This window comes from Kribbella sp. NPDC004138, from assembly GCF_053603655.1.
In genome coordinates, this window is sequence record NZ_JBSGFZ010000054.1 from 1 (window position 1) to 17,711 (window position 17,711).

Annotated in this window: 17 protein-coding genes; 10 read left to right on the forward strand and 7 right to left on the reverse strand. The window is 68.1% G+C overall.

Going from position 1 to position 17,711, the window contains the following annotated elements; genetic code table 11:
• Window positions 1-148: 148 nt before the first annotated feature.
• The 6 genes from ACWEOO_RS41585 to ACWEOO_RS41610 form a co-directional block, all read right to left on the reverse strand.
• On the reverse strand, window positions 149-1,822 hold the full coding sequence (locus tag ACWEOO_RS41585) for an ABC transporter substrate-binding protein (protein ID WP_359926146.1): 1,674 nt from the start codon (window positions 1,820-1,822) through the stop codon (window positions 149-151).
• A gap of 211 nt (window positions 1,823-2,033) precedes the next feature.
• Window positions 2,034-3,077: an ABC transporter ATP-binding protein gene (locus tag ACWEOO_RS41590; RefSeq protein WP_363717331.1), complete on the reverse strand. Its 1,044-nt coding sequence runs from the start codon at window positions 3,075-3,077 to the stop codon at window positions 2,034-2,036.
• A 16-nt stretch (window positions 3,078-3,093) separates the two neighbouring features.
• Window positions 3,094-4,164, reverse strand: coding sequence for an ABC transporter ATP-binding protein (locus ACWEOO_RS41595; RefSeq protein WP_452147765.1), 1,071 nt, complete (start codon window positions 4,162-4,164; stop codon window positions 3,094-3,096).
• Between the two features lie 13 nt (window positions 4,165-4,177).
• Window positions 4,178-5,182: an ABC transporter permease gene (locus ACWEOO_RS41600; protein ID WP_452147766.1), complete on the reverse strand. Its 1,005-nt coding sequence runs from the start codon at window positions 5,180-5,182 to the stop codon at window positions 4,178-4,180.
• Between the two features lie 3 nt (window positions 5,183-5,185).
• The gene (locus tag ACWEOO_RS41605; protein WP_359926156.1) at window positions 5,186-6,232 is read right to left on the reverse strand and encodes an ABC transporter permease; all 1,047 of its coding nucleotides are present in this window, start codon (window positions 6,230-6,232) and stop codon (window positions 5,186-5,188) included.
• 146 nt (window positions 6,233-6,378) lie between these two features.
• Window positions 6,379-6,747 (reverse strand): (deoxy)nucleoside triphosphate pyrophosphohydrolase, encoded by a 369-nt coding sequence (locus ACWEOO_RS41610; RefSeq protein WP_452147767.1) that lies wholly within the window; start codon window positions 6,745-6,747, stop codon window positions 6,379-6,381.
• A 17-nt stretch (window positions 6,748-6,764) separates the two neighbouring features.
• Here ACWEOO_RS41610 and ACWEOO_RS41615 point away from each other — a divergent pair, with 17 nt between their 5' ends.
• The 10 genes from ACWEOO_RS41615 (at window position 6,765) to ACWEOO_RS41660 (ending at window position 16,456) form a co-directional block, all read left to right on the forward strand.
• On the forward strand, window positions 6,765-7,379 hold the full coding sequence (locus tag ACWEOO_RS41615) for a hypothetical protein (RefSeq protein WP_452147768.1): 615 nt from the start codon (window positions 6,765-6,767) through the stop codon (window positions 7,377-7,379).
• 102 nt (window positions 7,380-7,481) lie between these two features.
• Window positions 7,482-7,784: a hypothetical protein gene (locus tag ACWEOO_RS41620; RefSeq protein WP_131285659.1), complete on the forward strand. Its 303-nt coding sequence runs from the start codon at window positions 7,482-7,484 to the stop codon at window positions 7,782-7,784.
• The gene (locus tag ACWEOO_RS41625) at window positions 7,784-8,584 is read left to right on the forward strand and encodes a hypothetical protein (RefSeq protein ID WP_359926166.1); all 801 of its coding nucleotides are present in this window, start codon (window positions 7,784-7,786) and stop codon (window positions 8,582-8,584) included. The genes ACWEOO_RS41620 and ACWEOO_RS41625 overlap by 1 nt, the downstream gene beginning before the upstream one ends.
• Before the next feature lie 18 nt (window positions 8,585-8,602).
• Window positions 8,603-10,480 carry a fumarate reductase/succinate dehydrogenase flavoprotein subunit gene (locus ACWEOO_RS41630; protein WP_452147769.1) on the forward strand — a complete coding sequence of 626 codons (1,878 nt, stop codon included), beginning with the start codon at window positions 8,603-8,605 and terminating at the stop codon, window positions 10,478-10,480.
• Window positions 10,477-11,229 (forward strand): succinate dehydrogenase/fumarate reductase iron-sulfur subunit, encoded by a 753-nt coding sequence (locus ACWEOO_RS41635; protein WP_355701204.1) that lies wholly within the window; start codon window positions 10,477-10,479, stop codon window positions 11,227-11,229. Before ACWEOO_RS41630 ends, ACWEOO_RS41635 begins: the two co-directional genes overlap by 4 nt.
• A gap of 120 nt (window positions 11,230-11,349) precedes the next feature.
• A complete protein-coding gene (locus tag ACWEOO_RS41640) occupies window positions 11,350-13,326 on the forward strand; it encodes an ABC1 kinase family protein (protein WP_452147770.1) in 1,977 nt (658 codons plus the stop codon).
• A 34-nt stretch (window positions 13,327-13,360) separates the two neighbouring features.
• Window positions 13,361-14,755: an MFS transporter gene (locus tag ACWEOO_RS41645; RefSeq protein ID WP_452147771.1), complete on the forward strand. Its 1,395-nt coding sequence runs from the start codon at window positions 13,361-13,363 to the stop codon at window positions 14,753-14,755.
• 134 nt (window positions 14,756-14,889) lie between these two features.
• Window positions 14,890-15,012 carry a hypothetical protein gene (locus ACWEOO_RS41650; protein ID WP_359926177.1) on the forward strand — a complete coding sequence of 41 codons (123 nt, stop codon included), beginning with the start codon at window positions 14,890-14,892 and terminating at the stop codon, window positions 15,010-15,012.
• 9 nt (window positions 15,013-15,021) lie between these two features.
• Complete coding sequence (locus ACWEOO_RS41655) at window positions 15,022-15,309, forward strand: 4a-hydroxytetrahydrobiopterin dehydratase (protein ID WP_359926180.1); 288 nt, start codon at window positions 15,022-15,024, stop codon at window positions 15,307-15,309.
• A 76-nt stretch (window positions 15,310-15,385) separates the two neighbouring features.
• Window positions 15,386-16,456, forward strand: a complete 1,071-nt coding sequence (locus tag ACWEOO_RS41660) for a WD40/YVTN/BNR-like repeat-containing protein (RefSeq protein ID WP_452147772.1) — start codon at window positions 15,386-15,388, stop codon at window positions 16,454-16,456.
• A gap of 1,136 nt (window positions 16,457-17,592) precedes the next feature.
• Here the strand turns inward: ACWEOO_RS41660 and ACWEOO_RS41665 are convergent.
• Window positions 17,593-17,711, reverse strand: a 119-nt coding sequence (locus tag ACWEOO_RS41665) for a CGNR zinc finger domain-containing protein (protein ID WP_452147773.1), incomplete at its 5' end; no start/stop codon positions are given.

Here is a 17,711-nt window from a genome sequence, read left to right on the forward strand (position 1 = left end):
CTTCTAGTCCGCCCCCCCCAGTCGCGCGGCCCCCTAAAACAACCAAAAAAACCCACCAAACCTCCCCCCCACCCCGGCGGGGCGGCCCCCCCCCCCCCCCCCCCTTCACTGTTCAATACTGTTCAATCTCGTACTGCGGGTGCCGGGGTCAGCTGACCTTCTTCACACCGATCTGCGTCAGGTCGGGAATGCCACCGGTGTTCGGGTCGGCCACGACGTTGTCGAGGTTCGAGCCGACGACGTACACGTTGAGGTCCTGGACGGTCGGCACCAGCGGCGCCGTCTTCATGATCTCGACGTACAGGTCGGACAGGTCGGTCTCGATCTTCTGCTTGTCGGTCTGCGACGTGATCTGACCCATCTTGTCCCAGCCGGCCTGGCTGCGCGCGTAGTTGTTCTGCGCGGCCTTGCCCGCGGCGGTCGTGTCAGGTCCGAAGACCGACGGCACGATCGTCGTGAGGCTCGCCCAGTCGTAGCACCAGCCGGCGGTGATCAGGTCGGTCGCCGCGGAGTCCTGCTGCTGGGTCGAGTAGTAGTTGTCACCCGGGATCTTCTGGATCTCGACGTTGATCCCGACAGCCTTCCAGGAAGCCTGCGCGGCCTCGGCGGCCTTGACGGCCAGACCGGAGTCCGCGGTGCCCAGGACGAGCTTCTCGCCCTTGTAGCCCGCCTCGGTCAGCAGCTGCTTGGCCTTGGCCGGGTCACCCTGCTCCGGAGCCTTGAAGTTCTCCTCCGGCTTGTAGCCCTCCATGTCCTGCGGAATGATCGAGTCGACCACCTTGGCGAGCCGCTCGCCACCACGGCCGTCGCGGTAGCTGGTCCGGTCCAGGCCGTAGTACAGGGCCTCGCGCAGCTTCTGGTTCTTCAGCAGCGGCTTCTGCTCGTTGAACGCGATGTAGCGGCGGCAGATGTCGGTGCCCTCGACGACCCGGTCCTTGACGTTGGCCTGGTTCGTCTTGGCGATGTTCTCCGGCTGCACACCGGCGAAGCTCAGCGAGCTCTGGTCGGCCGCGCCGTTCGCGATCAGTCGCTGGTCGACGGTCGCCTCGGCGTCACCGAACTTGAAGATGAACTTGTCCGGACGCGCGTCGCGCAGCGGGTCGGTCTTCTGGTCCCACTGGTCGTTGCGGACCAGCACCAGCTGCTTCTTGCGGGTGTACGTCTCGATCTTGTACGGGCCGCTCGACACCGGGTGGTTGTCGTACTGCGTCTTGGTGTCCTTGGCCTTCGGGACCGGCGAGAAGACCTTCATGCTCGCCGTACCGTCGAAGGAGGCGACCGGGCGGTTCAGCTTGAAGATGATCGTCTTCTCGTCCGGCACCTCGATGGCGGTGCAGCCCTTGCCGTTGTTGTTGTTCGCCACGTACGGGCCCTTGTAGCCCTTGCAGTCGAGGTACTCGTGCGCGTACGGCGCACCCTCGGCCATGTCGGCGGCGAACGACCGCTCGGCGTTGTACTTGATGTCAGCGGCAACGATCGGCGTGCCGTCCTCGTACTTGATGCCGTCCTTCAGCTTGAAGGTCCAGGTCTTGAAGTCGGGGCTGGACTCGTAGCTGTCGGCGAGGTCCTTCTCGAGGATGATCTTCTTCGCCTTGGCGTCGTACCGGTAGTCCGTCAGGGTCCGGGTGATCAGCTTGCCGATCATGCCGGAGTCGGTGACGAAGTTCCGCGCCGGGTCGAGGTGCTCCACGTCGTTGACGTGGTAGACGGTAACGGTGCCCCCCTTGGCACCGGCCGAGGCCTGCCCGCTCGGCGTATTGCTTTCTCCCCCGCCGCAGGCAACCGCGGTCAGGCTCAGACCGAACCCCACGGCGATTGCCACTCCGGTTCGTTTGAGGTGATCCATGGCCAGTGTTTCCTTCCTTGTGTTGACACTTGTCGCCGGGTCACGGCGGCATGAAGAAAGAGATCTACGTCATGTGGCGGTCATCAACTCACGTGTTCACAAACAGCGCAATGCAGATTCGCCCGCTTGACCAGATCGTGATCCCTTCAATGCCGTTGGTACACCGGAGCGAAGCTCTGTGTAGTCGTCAGACCACGTCCCGTTCCTCCGGGAAGTGGCACGCCGCTTGATGGCCCGGGGCGCCGATCTGGACCAGCGGCGGTTCTTCCGCGGCGCAGATCTCCTGCGCCTTCCAGCACCTGGTGCGGAAGCGGCACCCCGAGGGCGGGTTCAGTGGGCTCGGCACGTCGCCGGTCAGCCGGATCCGCTCGCGCCGCTCCTCGGCGTCCGGATCGGCCTCCGGGACCGCGGACAGCAACGCGTGCGTGTACGGGTGCCGGGCGTGGTTGTAGAGCTCGTCCCGGTCGGCGGTCTCGACGACCTTGCCCAGGTACATCACCGCGACCCGGTCGGAGATGTGCCGGATCACCGACAGGTCGTGCGCGATGAACAGGTAGGCCAGGCCGAACTCGTTCTGCAGATCCTCCAGCAGGTTCACGATCTGGGCCTGGATCGACACGTCGAGCGCCGACACCGGCTCGTCGCAGACGATCAGCTTCGGGCGCAGCGCGAGCGCCCGCGCGACACCGATCCGTTGCCGCTGGCCACCGGAGAACTCGTGCGGGTACCGGTTGTAGTGCTCGGGGTTCAGCCCAACCGTCTCCATCAGCGCCTGGACGGCCTTCTTCGTACCGCCCTCGGGCTTGGCGCCCTGGATGTCGAAGGGCGCCGAGATGATCGTGCCGACCGTCTGCCGTGGGTTCAGCGACGAGAACGGGTCCTGGAAGATCATCTGGACGTCGCGCCGGAACGGCCGCATCTTCATCCGGTTCAGGTGCGTGATGTCCGAGCCCAGGAACGAGATCGATCCGCCGGTCGGCTCGTCCAGCCGGGTCACCAGCCGGCCCGTGGTGGTCTTCCCGCAGCCGGACTCACCGACCACCCCGAGCGTCTCACCGGCGTGGATGCTGAGGTCGACACCGTCGACCGCCTTCACCGCGCCGGTCTGCTTCTGGAAGATGATCCCCCGGGTGACCGGGAAGTAGCGTTGCAGTCCGCGGGTCTCGAGCAGCAGCTCGCCGCGAGCGGATTCCTTGCCGGCCGTGTGCTCGGCTGCTGACGTCGTACTCACCGGCGCTCCTCGGCCATCACAGGTTCGGCTTGATCTGCTCGGTGAACAGCTTGCGGCGCTGCTCGGACCGGATGTGGCACCGCACCAGGTGCGGCTCCTGGCCGATCTGCAACAGCTCGGGCAGTTCGGTGGCGCAGTCCGCGCCCTCGACGTGGCTCTGGTAGTCGCAGCGCGGCTGGAACGGGCATCCCTTGGGCAGGTTGATCAGCGACGGCGGCGTACCCCGGATCGACTTGAGCCGGCCGTCGCCGGAGCGGTTCACCCGCGGGATCGAACCGAGCAGACCCCACGTGTACGGCATCTCGGGCCGGTAGAAGATGTCCCGGACGGCACCCGTCTCGACCACCCGGCCGCCGTACATCACGACCACGTTCTCGGTCATCTTGGCCACCACGCCGAGGTCGTGGGTGATCAGGATGATCGCGGAGTTGAACTCCTTCTGCAGATCCTGCATCAGGTCGAGGATCTGGGCCTGGACGGTGACGTCGAGTGCGGTGGTCGGCTCGTCCGCGATCAGCAGCGCCGGGTCGCACATCAGCGCCATCGCGATCATCGCGCGCTGCCGCATACCGCCGGAGAACTGGTGCGGGTAGTCGTAGAAGCGCTTGTCCGGCGCCGGGATGCCAACCCGGTCGAGCAGGTCGATCGCGCGCTTCTTGGCCACCGCCTTCGGCGCGTCGTTGTGCACCAGGTAGGCCTCGGTGAGCTGGTCACCGACCCGGTAGAACGGGTGCATCGCCGACAACGGGTCCTGGAAGATCATCGCGACCTGCTGGCCGCGCAGCGTCCGCATCTCGGCCACGGACATCCCGACCAGCTCCGCGCCGTCCAGCCAGATCTCGCCGGTCACCTGCGCCCGGCTGCCCTTGTGCAGGCCCATGATCGCCAGGCTCGACACACTCTTGCCGGAGCCGGACTCGCCGACGATGCCGAGCGTCTTGCCGCGCTCCAAGGTGAAGCTCAGCCCGTTGACCGCCTTCACCAGGCCGTCGTCGGTCGGGAAGTGCACCTGCAGGTCCTTGACCTCCAGGAACGGCTTCCCCGAGCGCGCCTCCGCGGGCGTCGCACTGGTCACGGATTCGGTCACCACGCCACCTTCCTCAGGCCAGCCGCACGCGCGGGTCGATGACGGCGTACAGGACGTCGACGATGATGTTCGCGACCACCACGAAGATCGCCGCGAACAGCACCACGCCCATGATCGCGGGCAGGTCGTTGCTGAGCACCGAGTCGATCGAGAACTTGCCGAGCCCGGTGATGCTGAAGATCTGCTCGGTGATCACCGCGCCGCCCAGCAGGCCGCCGACGTCCAGGCCGAAGATGGTCACGATCGGCGTCAGCGCGGACCGCAGCCCGTGCTTGAAGACCACCGTGCGTTCGTCCAGGCCCTTCGCCCGGGCGGTGCGGATGTAGTCCTCGTTCATCGTGTCGATCATGTTCGCCCTGGTCAGCCGGGTGTACAGCGCCGCGTAGACCAGCGCGAGCGTCATCCAGGGCAGGATGTAGAACTGCGCCCATTTCACCGGACCGACGCTGAACAAGGCGGCGTTCGCGGTGTCCGGGAACGGAATCCATTCCAGCTTGACGATGAACAGGAACAGCAGCAGGTAGCCGAACACGATCGTCGGGAACGACACCCCGAACAACGCCAGGCCGACGCTGAACTTGTCGATGAACTTGCCCTTGCGCAGCGCCGCTATCAGTCCGAGCAGGACGCCGGCCACCAGCCAGAGGACCGCGGCCCCGAGGGCCAGCCAGAGCGTCGACGGGAACGCGTCCTTGATCGAGTTCCAGACCGGGATGCCGTTCTGGTACGACTCCCCGAAGCACGGCCACGGGCAGTTGCGCTCGTTACCCTCCGAGCCGATCATGCGGCCCCCCGGGCTCACCAGGCCCTGCATGTACTGCCCGTACTGCACGATCAGCGGCTTGTCGAAGCCGTACGTCGCGTTGACCTGGGCGACCGTCTCCGCGTTGCAGTTCTTGCCGCAGATCAGCAGCGCGGGATTGGCCGGCGTGGCCCAGAACAGGAAGAACGTGATCGCGCTGATCACGATCAGCACGAACACCGCCTGGATCAGGCGGCGGATGATGTAACGGCCCACCGGTCAGCTCCTTCCGGCGCGCGGGTCGAGGGCGTCCCGAACCGAGTCGCCGAGCAGGTTGAATGCCAGCACGGTGATGAACAGCGCCATCCCCGGGAAGAACAGGTACAACGGGTTGCTCTCGATCCAGGCGGACGCGTCGGCGATCATCCGGCCCCAGGACGCGGTCGGCTCCTTGATGCCGACACCCAGGAAGGACAGCGCCGCCTCGGCCGTGATGTTGGTCGGCAGCAGCAGCGTCGTGTAGACGAGCAGCGTCGGCAGCAGGTTCGGCAGCACCTGGCGGAAGATCACGTAGTTCGACCCGGCGCCGAGCGAACGGGCCGCCTCGACGAACTCCCGTTCACGCAGCGAGAGCGTCTGACCACGCACGATCCGGGCCAGATAGGCCCAGCCGAAGAACCCGAGGACGAACATCAGCACCCCCATCCGGAGTGTGTTGTTGTCCTCGATACCGAACAGGTCTTGGGCCCGCGACGCGACCACCGGCGTCAGCGCCATCACGAACAGCAGCGACGGGAAGCTCAGCATGATGTCCATCAACCGGCTGAGCAGCGTGTCGATCCAGCCGCCGAAGTAGCCCGACACCATCCCGATCACCGTGCCGAGCACGACCGCGATGATGGTGCCGCCGAGCGCCACGAGCAGCGAGACCCGGGTCCCGTAGACCAGCCGGGAGAAGATGTCCCGGCCGTTCTGCGGTTCGACGCCGAGCCAGTGCTCCGAGCTCGTACCGCTGCCCCACAGGCCGCCGATCGGGATACCGCCGTCGCGGGTGTTCAGTAACGGGTTCCCGTTGGCGTCCAGCTTGTTGAACTGATCGGGTGGGAACCCGTTCAGTTTCACGATCAGCGGCGCGAAGATCGCCACCGCGACGATCAGCAGAATCACCACCGCACTGATGATCGCGACCTTGTCACGTCGCAGCCGCGCCCAGGCGATCTGGCCCAGTGAGCGGCCTTCGATCTCCTTTGCCTCGGCAGTCTGTGCCAGAGCATCTGCCGGCAGCCCCTCATCAGGGGACTGCGTCTCCGATACCCCCAGCGTCATCGCCCGTCACCCGTCCTTCTGGTGATGCACCCCGGACTCTCCGGCCCGGCTGGCCGGGTTTCCGGGAACCCTACGTATCTCGCAGTGTGGACGCCATGGGCAGCCGAAGCTAGTCACCGAATCGTGACCGGTGTGACTTCTGCCACTCAGAGCCGGATTCGCAGTGCCCGGACGAACGGCCGGTCGGGTACCAGCCAGTCACTTTCGTCCAGCTCGTCCCGCGCGAACCAGCGCAGCTCGGCGTGCTCACGCAGGACCGGATCGCCGGCCACGACCGTCGCCAGGTACACGTGCAGGCGGTACGCCGCCGAGATGTCGACACCCGGCCCGAGCGACTCGCCGACCTTGATCTCCAGGTCCAGTTCCTCGCGGATCTCCCGGACCGCGGCCTGCTCGTCGGTCTCCCCCGGCTCGACCTTCCCGCCCGGGAACTCCCACCCGCCGTCCGGCCCGGGCCGGTACGCCGCCAGCACCCGGCCGTCTCGCACCATTGCAACTCCCACCACGATCCGCATTCAGACATGATGCTGCCGTGACGTTGCAGAACAGGGTTCTCCCCACGCAGGACATCGTCGCGGATCCGGGACGCGGTCTCCTGATGGGCAACCGCGGCTGCCTGCACGGCGCCGATCGCCGCCTGGGAACGACCCGCTGGCGGTCGAAAGCCTGGATCTCCTGCTTGCTCGACTTCCAGGGCCGGCGTCGCGATCCGATGCCGCCCGGACGGTGGACCGCCCTGTTCTTCTTCGACGAGGCGGTCGCTCTCGCGGCCGGCCATCGGCCGTGCGCCTACTGCCGGCGCAGGGACTTCCTGGTGTACGCCGACGCCTGGGGCCGGCACCTGAGAGCTCCGGACATGGACGCGGTCCTGCACAGCCAGCGGGTCGAGTCGCGCACCCGACGGCAGCGCACGACGACCCAGAACCTCGCCGACCTGCCCGACGGGGCCATGGTGCGGCTCGACGGTTCCCCGGCGCTGGTGCTCGGCCGGCGGGTGCTGCCGTGGTCGTGGGAGGGGTACGGCGAACCGCTGCGACCGGCCGGCCCGATCGAGGTCGAGACCCTCACGCCGCCGGCGAATCTTCTTGTGCTGCAGGGCGGATACGCCCCATTACTCCACCCGTCGGCACACTCGCAACTGAGGTAAGCCTAACTGGAAACACGCCGTACCGAGGGGTCTTCCGTTGGGCGCTCGGCAGGGGCAAAGTGTGCCCATACTGACAGCTACAAAACCATTACTGGAGTCGGCATGGGTGAGGGCAACAACAGCCCAGGCAACATCGCCGCGGTCGTCCGCGCGCTCGAAGGGTTACACGCTGCCGTCGGCAAACTCAGCCAGGAGTACGGTGACACCCTCGGCATCCGCCGCCTGGTGTCCGACGTGGCCCGGTTGAGCGACGACCTCGCAGAGCTGGGCCCGCCCGACCCCAGGCACAGGCCCGGACCCGTTCCGGAGGAACTCGAGGAGATTCCCGACGTGGAGTATGACGCGTCCATGTGGACCGACGCGGAACACGAAGGCTTCGGCGCGCCTGACAGGCATGCCCCCTGATGGCCACCGGAGTTAGCGCGCCAGGACGCGCGCAAATAGGTCTGAAGACCGCGAGAACGGATCGCTGGTGGCTCGCGCCGCTGCGCATCGGCGTGATCCTGCTGTTCTTCATCGTCTACGCGACGGTCCGGATCTTCATGAACAAGTGGTACTGGGTCGACGCGTACCACTACCTCACGCCGCTGTACTCGCCGTGCATCACGAGTAGCTGTGTCGAGGGTTCCAGTCACCTCGGCACCTGGTTCGGCGCCTTCCCGCGCTTCCTGCCGTTCAGCCTGATCACGTTCGTGATCCTGGCCGGCTTCCGCGGCACCTGCTACTACTACCGCAAGGCGGGCTACCGGTCGCTGTTCTTCGCGCCGGCCGCCTGCGCGGTGCCTGAGCCGCACAAGACCTACACCGGGGAGCGGAAGTTCCCGCTGGTCGCGCTGAACCTGCACCGCTACTTCTTCTACGGTGCGCTGGTCTTCGGTCTGCTGAACATCTACGACGGCATCCAGGCCTTCCACGGCAAGGACGGCGGCTTCGGTATCGGCCTCGGCACCCTGATCATCTGGATCAACCTGGTGTTCCTGTGGCTCTACACGTTGTCCTGCCACGCCTGCCGGCACATCGTCGGCGGCCGGCTGAAGAACTTCTCCAAGCACCCGATGCGCTACCGGTACTGGACCTTCGTGTCCAAGCTGAACCCGAGGCACGGCACCTTCGCGATGACGTCGCTGTTCACCGTGATCCTGACCGACTTCTACATCATGGCGCTGTCGGCCGGCTGGTTCTCCGACCTGCGCATCATCAACTGACACAGGACTTCCTTAGACATGACTGAGCTGGAACGACACTCGTACGACGTCGTCGTGATCGGGGCCGGCGGCGCCGGCCTGCGCGCGGCGATCGAGGCCCGCGAACAGGGCAAGAAGACCGCGATCATCTGCAAGTCGCTGTTCGGCAAGGCACACACCGTGATGGCCGAGGGCGGCTGCGCCGCCGCGATGGGCAACGCGAACTCCAACGACAACTGGCAGGTCCACTACCGCGACACGATGCGCGGCGGGAAGTTCCTGAACAACTGGCGGATGGCCGAACTGCACGCGCAGGAGGCGCCCGACCGGGTCTGGGAGCTGGAGACGTACGGCGCGCTGTTCGACCGCACGCCGGACGGCCGGATCAGCCAGCGCAACTTCGGCGGCCACACCTACCCGCGGCTCGCGCACGTCGGCGACCGCACCGGCCTGGAGCTGATCCGCACGCTGCAGCAGAAGATCGTCTCGCTGCAGCAGGAGGACTTCGAGACCACCGGCGACTACGAGGCGAACCTCAAGGTGTACGCCGAGTGCACGATCACCGAGCTGCTGAAGGACGGCGACGCGATCTCCGGCGCCTTCGGCTACTGGCGGGAGTCGGGCCGGTTCGTGCTGTTCGAGGCGCCGGCCGTCGTGCTGGCGACCGGCGGCGTCGGCAAGTCCTTCAAGGTCACCTCGAACTCCTGGGAGTACACCGGTGACGGGCACGCGCTGGCGATGCGGGCCGGCGCGACGCTGATCAACATGGAGTTCATCCAGTTCCACCCGACCGGCATGGTCTGGCCGCCGTCGGTGAAGGGCATCCTGGTCACCGAGTCGGTCCGCGGTGACGGCGGCGTGCTGAAGAACTCCGAGGGCAAGCGGTTCATGTTCGAGTACGTGCCGGACGTGTTCCGGGCGCAGTACGCCGAGACCGAGGACGAGGCGGACCGCTGGTACAAGGACCCGGACAACAACCGGCGCCCGCCGGAGCTGCTGCCCCGTGACGAGGTCGCCCGCGCGATCAACTCCGAGGTCAAGGCCGGCCGCGGTACGCCGCACGGCGGCGTGTTCCTGGACGTGTCGTCGCGGCTCCCGGCCGAGGAGATCACCCGGCGGCTGCCGTCGATGCACCACCAGTTCAAGGAGCTGGCCGACGTCGACATCACCGCGGAGCCGATGGAGGTCGGCCCGACCTGTCACTACGTGATGGGCGGCGTCGAGGTCGACCCGGACACCGCGTCGTCGGTCGTACCGGGCCTGTTCGCCGCGGGTGAGGTGGCCGGCGGTATGCACGGCTCCAACCGGCTCGGCGGCAACTCGCTGTCCGACCTGCTGGTCTTCGGGCGGCGGGCCGGCATGGGCGCGGCGACGTACGTCGATCAGCTGCAGGCGCGGCCGAAGATCGACGAGGCCGACGTCGACGCCGCGGCGGCCGACGCGCTCGCGCCGTTCGAGCTCGAGGGCGGCGAGAACCCGTACACGATCCACCAGGAACTGCAGCAGGCGATGAACGACCTGGTCGGCATCATCCGCAAGGAAGAGGAGATGGAGCAGGCGCTCGGTCGCCTGTCCGAGTTCCGCAGCCGGATCGCGAAGATGACGGTGGAGGGTCACCGCCAGTTCAACCCGGGCTGGCACCTCGCGCTCGACCTGCGCAACATGCTGACCGTGTCGGAGTGTGTGGCCGGGGCGGCGCTGATGCGGCAGGAGTCGCGCGGCGGTCACACCCGCGACGACTTCCCGACAATGTCGGCCGAGTGGCGCAAGAAGCTGCTGGTCTGCGCGCTCGACGCCGACGGCGGCGTGAACGTGACCGAGGAGCAGCAGATCCCGATGCGCGAGGACCTGCTGGAGCTGTTCGAGGTCGACGAGCTGAAGAAGTACCTCACCGAAGAGGAGCTGCCGACAGCATGAGCTACACAGGCAAATTCCGCGTCTGGCGTGGGGACGCCGAGGGCGGCGAGCTCAAGGACTACGAGGTCGAGGTGAACGAGGGCGAGGTCGTCCTCGACGTCATCCACCGGTTGCAGGCCACCCAGACGCCGGACATGGCGGTGCGCTGGAACTGCAAGGCCGGCAAGTGCGGCTCGTGCAGCGCCGAGATCAACGGCATGCCGAAGCTGATGTGCATGTGCCGGATGAACACGTTCGCCGAGGACGAGGTCGTCACGGTCACGCCGATGCGCACCTTCCCGGTGATCCGCGACCTGGTCACCGACGTGTCGTACAACTACCAGAAGGCGCGCGAGGTGCCGGCCTTCAAGCCGCCGGCGGATCTGAAGCCCGGTGAGTACCGGATGCAGCAGGTCGATGTCGAGCGGTCGCAGGAGTTCCGCAAGTGCATCGAGTGCTTCCTGTGCCAGGACACCTGTCACGTGATCCGGGACCACGAGGAGAACAAGGAGAGTTTCTCCGGTCCGCGGTTCCTGATGCGGATCGCCGAGCTGGACATGCACCCGCTCGACGCCGCCGACCGGCAGAAGGCCGCCCAGGAGCAGCACGGCCTGGGCTTCTGCAACATCACCAAGTGCTGCACCGAGGTGTGCCCCGAGCACATCAAGATCACCGACAACGCGCTGATCCCGATGAAGGAGCGCGTCGCCGACCGCAAGTACGACCCGCTGGTCTGGCTCGGCAACAAGATCCGCCGCCGCCCGGCCTGACACGCCGCACTCGCGCGCCCCTTGGCCCCACCCCGGAGCCAGGGGGCGCGCCCGTGGTGGGGGGTGGTTCACCCGCGCGGGGGAGCCGTGGGCGGGGCGTGGGCGCCTAGGGTTCGGGGCATGGATGTTGTGGTGCTGCGGCTGGTGAACCTGGTCGTTTTCATGATGATCTTCGTGCCGATCTCGCAGCGGCTGCTCGGCGTGCGGTTCGGGCTCGGGCGGCTGGCGGTCGGCGCGCTGATCACGCTGAGCGTCTCCGGGCCGCTGGCGATCGCGATGATCGGTACGCCGCCGTGGACCGGGTCGAACGGCGCCGCGATCGCGTTCATGGCGCTGATCGTGCTCTGCTCGATGCTCGCCGGGCTGGTGTTCCTGGTGCTCGCCGAGGCGCTGGTGCCGACCGGATCGTTGCCACGGGCCCGCGATCTGCGGCGGGACCTGAGCGGGCGGATCGCCCGCGGCCGGCGGTACCTGCAGATCCTCCGGATCGCGATCAAGCACGGCCTCGGGCCGTACCTGCGCGGCCGCCGCCGCCCGGGCCGGGAGAACGCCGCCGGCCAGGCCGAGCTGGCCAGGTCGCTGCGGCTCGCGCTCGACGAGGCCGGGGTCACGTTCGTGAAGCTCGGCCAGGTCCTGTCCACCCGCAGCGACGTCATCCCGGCCTCGGTCGCCGCAGAGCTCAGCCGCCTCCAGGACCAGGTCACCGCGGCACCCTGGGCGCAGATCGAGGAGGTCCTCGCCGACGAGCTCGGCGGGCCGCCGGACCGGTTGTACGCCGCCTTCGACACGGAGCCGCTCGCCGCCGCCTCCGTCGCGCAGGTCTACACCGCGCGGCTCACCGACGGCACGGACGTGGTGGTGAAGGTCCAGCGGCCCGGGATCGCCGCCGTCGTCGACCGCGACCTCGACATCGTCCGCCGTCTCGCCCGGCTGCTCGAACGCAACACCGACTGGGGCCGCTCGATGGGTGTCCGGGCGCTCGCCGACGGTTTCGCGGACGCGATGCGCGAGGAGCTGGACTTCAGCGTCGAGGCCGGCAACATGACCACCGTGGCGGCCGGGCAGTCCGTTGCTGCCAGCAAGGAACTCGTCGTACCGCGGCTCTACCCAGAGCGCTCGGCCGGCCGGGTGCTGACCATGCAACGGCTCGACGGGGTCGGCCTCGGCAACGCGAACCAGGCGATCGCGGACCGCGGGCTGGACCCGGAGCACCTCGGCCGCGCGCTGTTCGAATGCCTGCTCGGCCAGGTGGCGATCGACGGGGTCTTCCACGCCGATCCGCACCCGGGCAACTTCCTGCTGCTCACCGACGGCCGGATCGGCATGCTCGATCTCGGCTCGGTCGGCCGCCTCGACCCAGCCACCCGGGAGGCGCTGCAGCGGTTCCTGCTGGCCGTCGACCGCGGCGACCCGGTGGCCGCCACCGACGCGCTGCTGGAGATCGTCTACCGTCCCGACGTCGTCGACGAGCGCTCGCTCGAACGGGCCGTCGGTCAGTTCATGACCAAGCACCTCGCGGCCGGTGTCGCGCTCGGCCCGGCGATGTTCAACGACCTGTTCAAGATCATCACCTCGCACCAGCTCGGCGTACCGCCCGAGGTCGCCGCGGTGTTCCGTGCGCTCGCCACGATCGAGGGGACGATCTCCCGGATCTCCCCCGGCTTCGACCTGATGGCGGCGTCGCGCCAGTTCGCGACCGCGCACGTCACCGACCGCCTCACGCCCGACGCGCTGCGCCGTACGGCGACCGAGGAGCTCGCCACGCTGCTGCCGATGCTGCGCCGGCTGCCGCGCCGGATCGACCGGATCGCGGCGGCCGCGGAGAGCGGCCGGCTCGGGGTGAATGTGCGGCTGCTCGCCGACGAACGCGATCGCCAGCACTTCACCGGCCTGCTCCACCAGGCGTTGCTGGCGGTGCTCGGCGCGACCGCGGGCATCATGGCCGTCCTGCTGCTCGGGACGCCGGGCGGCCCGAAGGTCACGGACTCGATGACGCTGTTTCAGCTGCTCGGCTACAACCTGCTGGTGATCTGCGCGGTGCTCGTCCTGCGCGTGCTGGTGCTGATCTTCCGGCTGCCCGGCCATCGGGCGACTTGACTTCAACCTCACTTCACCTTTGACGATGGCGGGCATGACGATCACCGATCAGGCCCGCCCCCGACTGTTCACCGGACAGCACCTGCCCCTGGTGCTCGGCGTGATCGGTCTGGTCACACTCGGCGCGTTCGAGAACCGCGCGGTCGGCACGGCGCTGCCCACGATGGTGCGCGAGTTCGGCGCGCTCGGCAGTTTCGGTCTCGCGAACGCCGCGCCGAACGCGAGCTACCTGATCTCGCTCGCGATCGCCGGCCTCTGGTCGGACCGCCGCGGCCCGATCCCGACGCTGCGCGCGGGCGCGATCTCGTTCACCCTCGCGCAACTGCTGGTCGGCACGGCGACCGCGATGCCGATGGTGATCGCGGGACGGCTGCTCAGCGGCCTCGCCGAGGGGCTGCTCGACGTGTCGTTGATGGTGCTCGTCGCCCGCGCACTCCCCGCCGTACTGCGGCCGCGGATGTTCTCGCTGTTCGCGGCGATGTGGATCCTGCCGTCGGTGCTCGGGCCGGTGCTGACCGGCGTGGTCACGGAGCAGTTCGGCTGGCGCTGGGTGTTCCTCGGTGCACTCGTCCTGCTGGTGCCGAGCTGGCTGCTGCTCCGTCCGGCGATGCGGCAGTCGGCCGGCACCCCGGCACCGGAGCGGACGGCCGAGGACGCGGCCGAGCTCGAGGCGTGGCGGGCCGCGCTCCCCTGGGCTCTCGCCGCCTCCGTCGCGCTGTTCTCGATGACGCTGGCCGGTGACCACCTGGAAGCGCATCCGTTCCTCGGCGGTACGGCGATCGTCGTGGCGCTGGCAGTGCTCGGACGTGCTGCCGTCCGCGTGATGCCCGCGGGTACGTTCACCGCGCGCCGGGGCTTTCCCGCGGTGGTCGCCGTCCGCGGACTCGGCGGTGCCGCATTCGCCGGCGTCGGCGCTTATCTTCCGCTGCTGCTCACGCTGCAGCACGATTTCAGCCCGTCGCGGGCCGGGGTGACGCTGTCGATCACCGGCGTCTGCTGGGCCTTCGGGTCGTGGATCCAGGGCCGTGAGCACGGGATCGACCGGGTCGCCGTCCTGCGGACCGGGCTGGCGTTCATGACCTTGGGCCTGCTCGTGACGTCTCTGCTCGCGTGGACGGACGCGACGACCTGGATCGGGCTGATCGGCTGGGGATTCGCGGGCATCGGCATGGGGCTGAGCTCGTCGAGTCTCTCGGTCCTCACTCTCGACCTGTCCGACCAGGGCAACTCCGGGCGCAACAGCAGCGCCGGCCAGATGGCGGCGACGATGAGCATCGCCACCGGTCTCGCGATCAGCGGCACCCTGCTCGCGTTCAACGCCGAAGACCCGCGGCCGTGGGTCTTCGGCGTGATCGTCACCGCCGGCGCCGCGCTCGCGCTGCTCGGCTTCCTGGCAGCACCGCGGGCCCGCCGACCGGCTTGTTGCTGACGGCAATTACCTTAGTGGTCGGCCTGCTCCAGGCTGAAGTTCACCGTTGGCCCGTCCAACACACCGGGCGCGACCACCTCGTCGGGTGTCAACCTGTACGCCCAGCCTCGCGGTCTCGGACTGGTCCGGCCACCTTGTCCTCGAGGCGCGCGCCGCCGAAACTGCTCACCGCGGACGCCGTGGTCGCCGAGGACCCCGGCCGCTATCGTTCCTGGCGCACCGACGTCATCGCGACGCTCACCACCATCGGGGTCTAGAGTGAGCGCATGGCTGACCTCTTGACCGACGACCAGATCGACCTCGCGTTGCGCGACCACCTGCCGCACTGGAAGGTCGTCGACAACGAACTGGTCCGGAGCGTCAAGAGCGACACGTTCCTGGACGGCATCCGGCTGGTCGCCACCGTCGCGCAGCTCGCGGAGTCGATGAACCACCACCCGGACATCGACATCCGCTACACCACGATCACCTTCCGGGTCAGCAGCCACGACGCCGGCGGTATCACCGACGACGACCTGGTCCTGGCCCGGCACATCGACACCGCCGCCGGCTGACCTCTTCCCGTCATGGCGCTTGTCGGCCACGACAAGCGCTGGGTTGCAGTGAGGTCATGCCCTTAAACATAAGGGCATGACCTCACGCCCCTTTGTCCTCGCGGCCGCGGCCGTCGCCCTGCTCGGCGCCCTGCCCGTACCAGCTGGTGCGGCGACACCGACCCCGTCGTGGAACCGGCCGCACTGCGGCAAGGTGTACGGCGACGGCTCGGTGACGTTCACCGAGACCGACGGCCGAGTGCTCGCCGATACGACCAACAAGCTGCTGCCGGTGACCTACGCGAAGGTCGCGGCGCTGCAGGAAGTCAACACGCTCGTCAGCATCGGCAAGCAGACGATCCAGCGCTCCAGCGACGCCGGCTGCAGCTGGCAGTTGCTGGACAAGGTGCCGGACGACCTGAGCACGTACGACGTCCAGCCGGGGCCGGGCGACTCGGCGTACGTCTACAGCGTCAACGACCAGCCGATCCATCGCGTGCACGGCTCCGAGGTGACCACCGTTCTCGGTCCGGTTGTCGGTGGCGGGCTGGCTGCGCTGGACGCACGGCCCGGGCGTTTGCGCGCTGTGGCCGGTGACGGGCAGCTGTACGACTCCTCTGACGACGGGGTGACGTGGCAGCGTGTCGGCGTACCGGCGGCTGCCGATCTGTTCCTGTACGACGCCGTGGTGGATCCGCGGGACCCGGACCACGTGGTGATCGGGGTGATGTCGGACGGGGTGTACGTGACGTTCGACGGCGGGCGGACGTGGACGCGGTCGCGGCCGGTCGAACGGGTGAACGCGTTCAGCCTGGCGATCTCACCGGCCGACCCGTCGAAGGTCTGGATGGAGGGCTACGACCAGGACCGGTCGACCCGGTTCATCTGGGAGTCGGCCGACGGCGGGCAGAAGTTCCGCGAAGTGCTGGACCAGACCCGCGCCGACCTCGTCAACGGCAACCGCATGTGGGCCTCGCCGGTCGACCCCGACCTGCTCTACTTCAGCTACGGCACGTCGTTCATGAACTTCGGCGCCGACCTCTACCGCTTCGTCCCCTCCACCGGCACCCTCACCAAACAACACAACCCCCACGACGGCATCCCGTCCCTGGCCTTCAACCCCACCAACCCCAGCATCCTCTACCTGGGCCTGGCCGAAGAACGCTGAGAAGAACAGAGAGTGAGAGACGAGGGCCGGTGCCTGGCTGGGCTCGGCCTGCCGGTGGCAGTGCTTGGACGACCATCCGGTTCGGGTGTACCGGCAGATCGTGCTGGTACAGCCGAACCTGCGGCAGAACGTCGGCCAGACGATGCTCGCGGACCTGTACGGCATCAGCCAACCAACCGTGTCGGGACGGATGTACCGCTCGATCGTGCAGCTGCTGCGACCGCGGGGTAGCGGTCGGCGGGTCCTTGGTGCCGACGGAAACTGCGCGGACAGCAGGCACAACCGGCGCGCCGGCTCGTGGCGACAACGGGCGAGGGGCAGGCACAGCGCGGCCGCGCGGGTTGCGGGCTTTCGCAGGCGCCGTCGATTCATCTCCAGCATGGGTCGTATGGCTTGCTTGGGGAAGGTAGCCAGCGGTAGCGGGTTTGCCTCAGAGGGTTCCCGGTGGCCTGACTCGGACTCGGGGGGTGGACGAGCGGCGAGACTTGCGCGGGCGTCCCTGAACAAACTCGTCGTGCGTACACAGGCTGAGGTAGGACCTGGACGACATGGCCCGGGCGAGTCGGATCGGCCGCGATTCTCGGCGAGGTAACCATCCGCCAGGTTCTGATCCCCAGACCTCCTGCCCCAAGCACAAGCCACCTGGCACTTCCTCGCCCCAGCATGCCGCCGATCGGCACCTACCAGGCGGCACCCCCGGCATGCTCCGACTACCCGCCACCCAGATCATCAGCAGCCTGACGCACCGCAGCACAACAGCCTCCTACCCCGACCACAAGCCACCTGGCACTTCCTGGGCCGCAGCATGCCGCCGATCGGCAGCTATCAGGCGGCACCCGCGGCGTGCCCGGACTACGCGCCACCCAGATCATCAGCAGCCTGATGCGCCGCAGCACAACAGCCTCCTGCCCGCGTGCCCGAGGGGAGAAGGCCGTTGTCCTGTCCGACGTCAACCGGTCGCCGCGAACGCCGCCGCCTGCTGCAGAGCGGCCTCATCCGCCCGCCACCGCGACCGGTCCCCGCCCGCCTCCCCGCCAGCAGCTGGATGGACGACCCGCAGTGCCCCACATCCAGGCTCCACGTCCGCCGATGCCGTACGACCTGGCTCAGCACCCGGCCCCGCCGTACCATCCGGCTCAGCACCCGGCCCCGTACCACCTGGCTGAGCAGAACCGCTGGTTTCCGTTCCGGGTCGCGTCGAGGAACAGGTCGTCGCACCGGGCGGCCTCGCATCGGCGGACCCGTGCGGCCTCGT